Here is a 7,109-nt window from a genome sequence, read left to right as displayed (position 1 = left end):
GCCCAGCCGGTCGCCGAGCGCCATGGCGCGCTCCAGGTTGACCCGGGAGCCGGGCGCCAGTTCGCCGAGACTGGAGCGGTGCAGCGTCTCGGCCAGACGAGCCGCCTCAGCTCCTCGACGGCCTCCTCGCGGGTCCCCTCGACCTCGGCGAGCACCTTGCTCCCCCAGATCCGATCCTGGCCCATGCCCACGGTCTCCTCGACGACCAGCGCCCAACGTGCCATGTCCTGCCCCGCCCCTTCTCCTCCGGTTCGCTTCCGCTCGGCCGTACGCGCCCTCGGGCGCGCCGTCGGACGTGTCGCCATCCTCACTCGTTCACGCCCGCCCACCACCCGGCCGGGTGCGGAATACTCGCCGGTATTCCGCCGGTGTCCCGCCGAGAGTACAAGGAGCTTCAGTGACGAAGCCGACCCGGATCGACCCGTCCGACCTGCTCGCCGTCGGCGATCTGCTCTCCGACGAGGAGCGGCTGATCCGCGACACCGTCCGCCGGTTCACCGAGGAGCGCATCCGCCCGCACATCGGCGAGTGGTTCGAGCGCGGGGTCTTCCCGGTCCGCGAACTCGCCCCCGAGCTCGGCGCCCTGGGCGTGCTCGGCATGCACCTCGACGGCTACGGCTGCGCCGGCGCCGACGCGGTGGCGTACGGGGTGGCCTGCATGGAGCTGGAGGCGGCCGACTCCGGGCTGCGCAGCTTCGTCTCCGTCCAGGGGTCGCTCGCCATGCGCTCGATCCACGCCTTCGGCTCCGAGGAGCAGAAGCAGCGCTGGCTGCCCGGCATGGCCGCCGGTGAGCTGATCGGCTGCTTCGGCCTCACCGAGCCGGACTTCGGCTCGGACCCGGCCAACATGCGTACCCGGGCGGTGCGCAAGGGCGGTGAGGGCGGCGACTGGGTGCTGTCCGGCAGCAAGATGTGGATCACCAACGGCAGCATCGCCGACGTCGCCGTGGTCTGGGCGCAGACCGAGGAGGGCGTGCGCGGCTTCCTCGTCGAGCGCGGCGCCCGCGGCCTGACCGCCACCGATGTGCACGGCAAGCTCTCGCTGCGCGCCTCCGTCACCAGCGAGCTGGCCTTCGACGACGTGGTGCTGCCCGCCGACGCCGTGCTGCCCGGGGTGGTCGGCCTGCGCGGACCGCTCTCCTCCCTCAACGAGGCCCGCTACGGGATCCTCTGGGGCACCGTCGGCGCCGCTCGCGACTGCTACACCTCCGCCCTGGACTACGCCAAGAGCCGGATCCAGTTCGACCGTCCGATCGCGGGCTTCCAGCTGACCCAGCAGAAGCTGGTCGAGATGATGCTGGAGGTCGAGAAGGCGTACCTGGTCGCCCTGCGGATCGGGCGGCTCAAGGAGCAGGGCGCCGCCCGCCCGCCGCACATCAGCTTCGGCAAGCTCAACAACGTCCGCACCGCCCTGGAGATCGCCCGCAGTGCCCGGACCGTCCTCGGGGCCAACGGCATCACCACCGAGTACCCGGTGCTGCGGCACGCCAACAACCTGGAATCGGTGCTCACCTACGAGGGCACCAGCGAGATCCACACCCTGGTGCTCGGCGAGGCCATCACCGGCGAGTCCGCCTACCGCTGACGGCCGCCCGTCCGCCCTCGCCGCATCTCGTCGTCCCTCGCGGCCCGGGAAAACCGGTGGTCGGGCCCGTCGTGGCCCGGCTACCGTCCCTGCCATGACCAGCCGGTTCGTCCCGACGCAGCCCCCGACCACCACCCTCTGGCGCCCCACCGGCCCCGAGGGGCTCGCCCTGGTCGAGGCCGCGGACCGGCGCGCCTGGCCGCCCCGCCTCCCCGAGCAGCCGATCTTCTACCCCGTCCTCAACGAGGACTACGCGATCCGGATCGCCCGGGACTGGAACGTGCCCGCCTCGGGCGTCGGCTACGTCACCCGCTTCGAGGTCGACACCGCCTTCCTCGCGCGCTACCCCGTTCAGCGGGCGGGCGGCCGGACGATCCTCGAACTCTGGGTGCCCGCAGAGGAGTTGGACGAGTTCAACCGGCACATCGTCGGCCGCATCGAGGTCGTCCACGAGTTCCGCCCGCAGCCGTGAGGCGGCCGGTCGGTGTCACGGCTGCCACGGTCGCGGCCTGCGGGTCAGTTCATCCCTGATGGCCTTCAGCAGTCGTTCCACCTCGAAGAGTTCGGACGATCCGGGTGAACCCGCCGCCTTGATGACGCCGTGGAGGTCGACGGCCTCCATGAGTGCGGAGGGCAGATCGCCCAACGCCATGGACGTCGATGCGATCTGGCGTCTGACACGTAGGAGCAGACTGTCGTGCGGTTCCCGTCGGGAACCGAGCTCCTCGGCGAGAGCCCGGAACTCGGCGCGTGCTCGCGCGTGTTCCCCCAGCCACATGTCACAGTGTGCGGCATCGGCCCGGCATTCGGCGGCCGGGTCGACGCCGTGGGCGCCCATGGTTGCGAATCGGCGCGCCAGGCCGGTGAACACGGTTCGAGCGTGGCCGTATTCGCCCGAGTCGAACAACGCGCGTGCCCGGACGAGTTGTTCTTCGGCGGGGGGTGGAGGTGCTTCACCGAAGGGGCTGTCCGGTTCGCCGGACTCACCAGGTGCGACGTGTCCCGTGAGGGCGAGCGAGGCCGGGTTCTCCTGGAGTAGCGGGGCGAGCAACTCGCGGATCTGACCTGCGGAGGAGGGGCGAGCGGACTGGAGCTTGGCCAGGGACTTCAGGATCACGTCTTCCAGGGGTGGTGGCGTGTCCGGTCGTCTGTCGCGCGGCGGTACGGGCGCAGTGTGCCAGTGGTCGTGAATGAGCTTGGACATGCTTCCGGTGAACGGCGGCTCCCCGGTGAGGAGTTCGTACAGGACGCAGGCCAGCGCATAGAGGTCGCTACGCGGGCTGATCGGACGGCCGGTGTCAGGCTGCTGTTCCGGTGCCAGGTAGCTGAAGGTTCCCAGGACCTGCCCCTGCTGGGTGAGCCCCCACCGCTCCTTCTCGAAGGTCCGCGCCACACCGAGGTCGAGCAGCATGACCTTCCGGTCGTCGGTGAGCATGATGTTTGCGGGCTTGATGTCGCGGTGGATGACGGGAACGGAGTGCAGGTGGGCGAGGATGTCGCACAACTGGACGGCGATTGAGACGATCTCGGCGATGGGGAGGGCGGGGCGACTCCGTCGGGAAAGGTCCTCCCCGAGCACAAGTTCCATGGCCACGTAGTGGTCGTCCGTATCGGGATCGAGTCCGGCGTCGTAGAAGGTCGGGATCCCGGGATGGTGCAGACGGGTGAGGATCTCGGCCTCGCGGCGGAACCGTTCGAGACACTCGGCGAGTTCGGCGGGATCGGTGACGGGGGCGATGTACCGCGGCTGGATGATCTTGAGTGCGACGTCCCGTTGTTCCTGGTGGTCGTAGGCGTGCCAGACCTGGCCCATGCTGCCGGCTCCGAGCCGGCCGCGCCGCTCGTAGCGTCCGCCGCCCGGTCGAGGCTCAGTCCGCACTGTCGTGATCATCCGCGTCGGCCCCGGCCCTGTCCTCGGCCGTCGTTCGAGCCTCGGCCGTGGCCTGGATCTCGGCGGCGAGTTCGGCGAGCGTGCCCTCGCCCGGCAGGAGCCAACGGCTCGTCCCCTGCACAGCGACGGGAGCCTGCGCCCATCCGGCGGCCTCCCAGATCCGGTGGACCAAGCCGGTCGGTGAGTGGAGCTCTCCGTCGAACGCCCAGACCAGAGGCTTGCGCCGGTCGTTGACCCAGGTGGCGAGGAACCGGGACGGGTCATCGTTCAACCACTCCTCGACAGCGCGTGCCTCGGCGCCGATCGGGACGTAGATGAGCTGAGCCCCATCCGGGATGCGCTGGTGATCGACCAGCAGGGGAACCGAATTGGGTCGGCGGGGTCGTCGGGGCGCCGGAGCGGAGAGGTCGGGGTGCGGGGGGACGGCGGTGCCGTCCTTGAGCCTGCGTAGCGCCGTCTCCGCAAGCCATCGGCACCGCTGCGCGCTGCTCATGGTGACCGAGATCAACGCGGATCTGCCGAAGTGCGTGGTCGAGAGCTCCAGCAGGACGGTGAGCAGACCGGGCAGGCGGCGCAACACCGTCCTCAAGCGCTCCTCCCATTCGTCGTCCAGCTCGTCGATGTCGTCGTCGAGCAGTTGGAAGACGATGTGCGAGATCAGCAACCTCCCGGACCTCGCCAGGGCCCGCGCACGCTCGGACGCATTGGCGACGAGATCCTCCAGCGCCTCGCCGACTGCCCGCGTCAGCAGCACCGACCGCCAGATCTGCTGGGCACTCGGGCGCTCGCCGAACAGCAGCGTGTACGCGCCCTCCGGGGCCTCGCGCCACAGGTAGTCGTGGTCGCGACGGAGGTGGGCGACGAGTCCGGCGTCGGGGTGGGCACAGGCGAGGGCGGTTGCGGCCTCGGTCACCGAGCAGCCGGCGGCAGGCGACGGCATGAGGTCACCTCGCCGGTAGACGTAGGACTTCCCGAGCGAGGCCGCGAAGTCGTCCCGGATCACGGACTGACGGGGATCGAGCGCGATGAAGTCCCTCGGCTCCATCCGGTTCTGGGTGTTGGTCGACTCGGTGATCCGCCGCGCCAGTCCCTCGGGCGCGTTCCTGAGGCCGATCACACGGACCATGACGTTGGCCTGGGTGACCGAATCGGGGTTCTGCTCGAAGGCATGGAACGCGGAGACCACGGTCTGCGCGCCGTTGACGACCTGGGCGTCGGACAACTCCAGCTGCACCGGGTGGCCTTCGATACGGCGGGCGAAGTACGAAGCGCGGATGTCGTCGCAGAGCACCGTCACTCCGTTGTTGAAGTACATGAAGTGTTCCGGCGTCTCGACGAGCGTGTCGACGATGGCCTGGTTGACGGCGGTTCTTCCGAGGTAGCCACGAAGATTGCGCTCGAACAGCCGCAGGCCATGGGCCTGGTACCAGCGCGCCAGCTCATCGGCGGCCACGGTGCCGGCGATCGCGGGGTAGGCGCCGGCCGCCTGGTGCCACCGGTCGGAGAGGGTGACGGTCAGAGTGATGGGTGGGGTGATGGTGTTCCGGGCCGCCATGTGGAAGTCGGCCAGATTCAGAGTGTGGATGTCCAGGACGTCGCCGAGGAGTCCGAACCTCTCGACCGCGGACGACAGGAGCTCCTTCGCCGTCGCCAGCTGTCGTTCCTCCCCCGTGAACGCGAGGACCAGGTGGATCCGGCCGTACGGTGAAGCGAGGACCTCGTCGACACGGTCGGCCAGTTGCTGGAACCGCGCGTTGAACCTCCCGTACGCACGGTTGACGATGAGTTCGAGACCGGATAGGAGCTTCAGGACGTTCTCCTCGGACGGCAGGGCCCGGCCGTGGTCGCTCCACTTGGCCTGAACCAGCCACACCTCCTGTCCGGCCGGGGAGAGCGCGACGGCGTCAATCCCGTGGTCATCGGGACCGTCGATGAGGGACTTCGCGGCCTCCTCGGGACCGCACTCGGTCAGCAGCGCGACAGCCTTCGCCGCCAGTGCCCGGGAGTGGAAGGCGGACCGGTGGTGCGCCGTGCCGGAGCGCGGATCGCCGAAGTCGATGTACGGCCCGAACTCCTGGGTCAGCGCCTGCTGGATCACCCTGACCTGGATCGACGTGGATTCCCCCGGCGTAGCTTCTGAGTCCATCGAGGTCTCCTGTTCGGTCTGATCGGTGCCGTTGTCGGACGGCCCGGTCGAGCGGCTCACGCCGAGTACTGAACGATGAGTGGGGAGGCGACGAGACAGCCGGGGACCGTTGCGGTGCCCGGGAGCGACACCGTGACCCGGGCGTAGCCGGTCATCGGTACGGACGTGTCGAGCCCACCGCTCTCGATGTCGATCCTGCTGAGCAGACGACGGACACCTTCGGCCGGGAGGCTCACGGGATCGACGTGCGGCGCGCCCGAGGTGCGCCGGCCGGCGGCGAGGGCGGAGACGGCCTGGCCGGCAGAGGTGAGGAAGACCCTTCCGTAACTGGCACCGCCGTCGAACCCTGTCAGCTCGGGACCGTTGACCACCTGCGGTTCGCTGCCCAGCAAGTGACGTACCGAGCCATGCAGCAGGAGCCGTGCGGCCGGTGCCGGTTCGGACCCCGTCCGGTGCTCCTGTTCATCGGAGGCCGGGGCCGTGAAGAGCACGAGGTCGGGATACTCGTCCCGGAGGGTGACGCAGTTCAGCCGCATCTCGAAGTGAACCCATTGGCCGGGGGACAGGTCCGGGGCGGTGAACGGTCTGGCCGTCTTCCGCAGCTGCTTCAGGACCCTCTCGCGGTGCCCGCCCCGGCCGCTGTCGCCGGTCGGTGCGTCGAGGCTGACGCCTCCGATCGGTGTGGTCACCTGCATCGTGCCGGTCCGTGAGAACCGGCTCGGTTGCGGCAGGAACTGCTTGAGCTTTCCCTCTGACAAATAGATGACCTCGCGCATCACCACTGTCGTCCCCCTGCATCCTGGTCCCCTGCGGTCTCTCGCCGTGGTTCTCCGGCTTCCGCGTAAGCAGGGTAGACGGTGCCGTGAAGGGACACGGCGGGTGACTGGAGTGTCGGACCTCCGAACCCGGGCCGGGCCGTCCGGTGCCCGTCCGACACTTCGTGGACACCTGACGTTCGGCGGTGGGACGCCGACCGGTACGGCGGTCGGTGAACCATGGCGCGGTCGGCGGCGCCCTCGGCGGGCGCGGCCGGGTGCGCACGACCGAAAGGAACCCCCATGTCCGCTGCCCAGTGGCCCCGCCCCCGCGTGCTCGTCGTCGGGATCGACGGCGTCCGCCACGACTTCCTGGCGCAGGTGCCGATGCCCCGCCTGCAGGAGGTCGCCGAGGCCGGGTTCCTGGTGCCGGTCACCGTCGCGGACAGCACGCCCACCATGTCCGGGCCGTGCTGGGCCACCATCGTGACCGGCGTCGAGCCCGCCAAGCACGGGGTGTGGGGCAACCACCTGGGCGGCAACCGGCTCGACGTGTTCCCCGACTTCGCCACCCGCCTCGCCCGGGGCGACCGCCGCCGCACCTTCGTCGCGGCCGGCTGGGACCCGCTGATGATCAACGAGTCCGGCGGCCCGCTGTTCCGCGCCCCCGGCCGGCTCTCCTACGTGCCATCGGCATGTTCCACATGACCGACGAGGCCGGCGGCGACGACA

Annotated in this window: 6 protein-coding genes and 1 pseudogene; 3 read left to right on the top strand and 4 right to left on the bottom strand. The window is 69.9% G+C overall.

Features of this window, described 5'->3' with window-relative positions; genetic code table 11:
• Nucleotides 1-96 (bottom strand): annotated as a pseudogene (locus tag ACIQOV_RS19275) (riboflavin synthase); the annotation flags it as partial.
• A gap of 301 nt (nt 97-397) precedes the next feature.
• On the opposite strand from ACIQOV_RS19275, the gene ACIQOV_RS19270 reads away from it, so the two are divergent.
• Together ACIQOV_RS19270 and ACIQOV_RS19265 are read left to right on the top strand one after the other, a co-directional pair.
• A complete protein-coding gene (locus tag ACIQOV_RS19270; RefSeq protein WP_359900452.1) occupies nt 398-1,585 on the top strand; it encodes an acyl-CoA dehydrogenase family protein in 1,188 nt (395 codons plus the stop codon).
• Nucleotides 1,586-1,679: 94 nt separating this feature from the next.
• On the top strand, nt 1,680-2,057 hold the full coding sequence (locus tag ACIQOV_RS19265; protein WP_401049919.1) for an ADP-ribosylation/crystallin J1: 378 nt from the start codon (nt 1,680-1,682) through the stop codon (nt 2,055-2,057).
• Between the two features lie 15 nt (nt 2,058-2,072).
• On the opposite strand, the gene ACIQOV_RS19260 is transcribed toward ACIQOV_RS19265, so the two are convergent.
• The 3 genes from ACIQOV_RS19260 to ACIQOV_RS19250 are packed head-to-tail and all read right to left on the bottom strand — an operon-like array spanning nt 2,073 to nt 6,398.
• Complete coding sequence (locus ACIQOV_RS19260) at nt 2,073-3,476, bottom strand: serine/threonine-protein kinase (protein WP_401049916.1); 1,404 nt, start codon at nt 3,474-3,476, stop codon at nt 2,073-2,075.
• Nucleotides 3,454-5,682, bottom strand: coding sequence for an AIPR family protein (locus ACIQOV_RS19255; protein ID WP_401049913.1), 2,229 nt, complete (start codon nt 5,680-5,682; stop codon nt 3,454-3,456). Before ACIQOV_RS19255 ends, ACIQOV_RS19260 begins: the two co-directional genes overlap by 23 nt.
• On the bottom strand, nt 5,679-6,398 hold the full coding sequence (locus ACIQOV_RS19250; RefSeq protein ID WP_401049910.1) for an SAVMC3_10250 family protein: 720 nt from the start codon (nt 6,396-6,398) through the stop codon (nt 5,679-5,681). Before ACIQOV_RS19250 ends, ACIQOV_RS19255 begins: the two co-directional genes overlap by 4 nt.
• Before the next feature lie 282 nt (nt 6,399-6,680).
• On the opposite strand from ACIQOV_RS19250, the gene ACIQOV_RS19245 reads away from it, so the two are divergent.
• Nucleotides 6,681-7,085: an alkaline phosphatase family protein gene (locus ACIQOV_RS19245; RefSeq protein ID WP_401049908.1), complete on the top strand. Its 405-nt coding sequence runs from the start codon at nt 6,681-6,683 to the stop codon at nt 7,083-7,085.
• Nucleotides 7,086-7,109: the final 24 nt, after the last annotated feature.

Origin of the sequence: Kitasatospora sp. NPDC091257, assembly GCF_044757675.1 — a bacterium.
Classification (GTDB): domain Bacteria; phylum Actinomycetota; class Actinomycetes; order Streptomycetales; family Streptomycetaceae; genus Kitasatospora; species Kitasatospora lactacystinica.
Note: the sequence above shows the minus strand (reverse complement) of the source record. Positions and strands in the feature narration are given on the sequence as shown.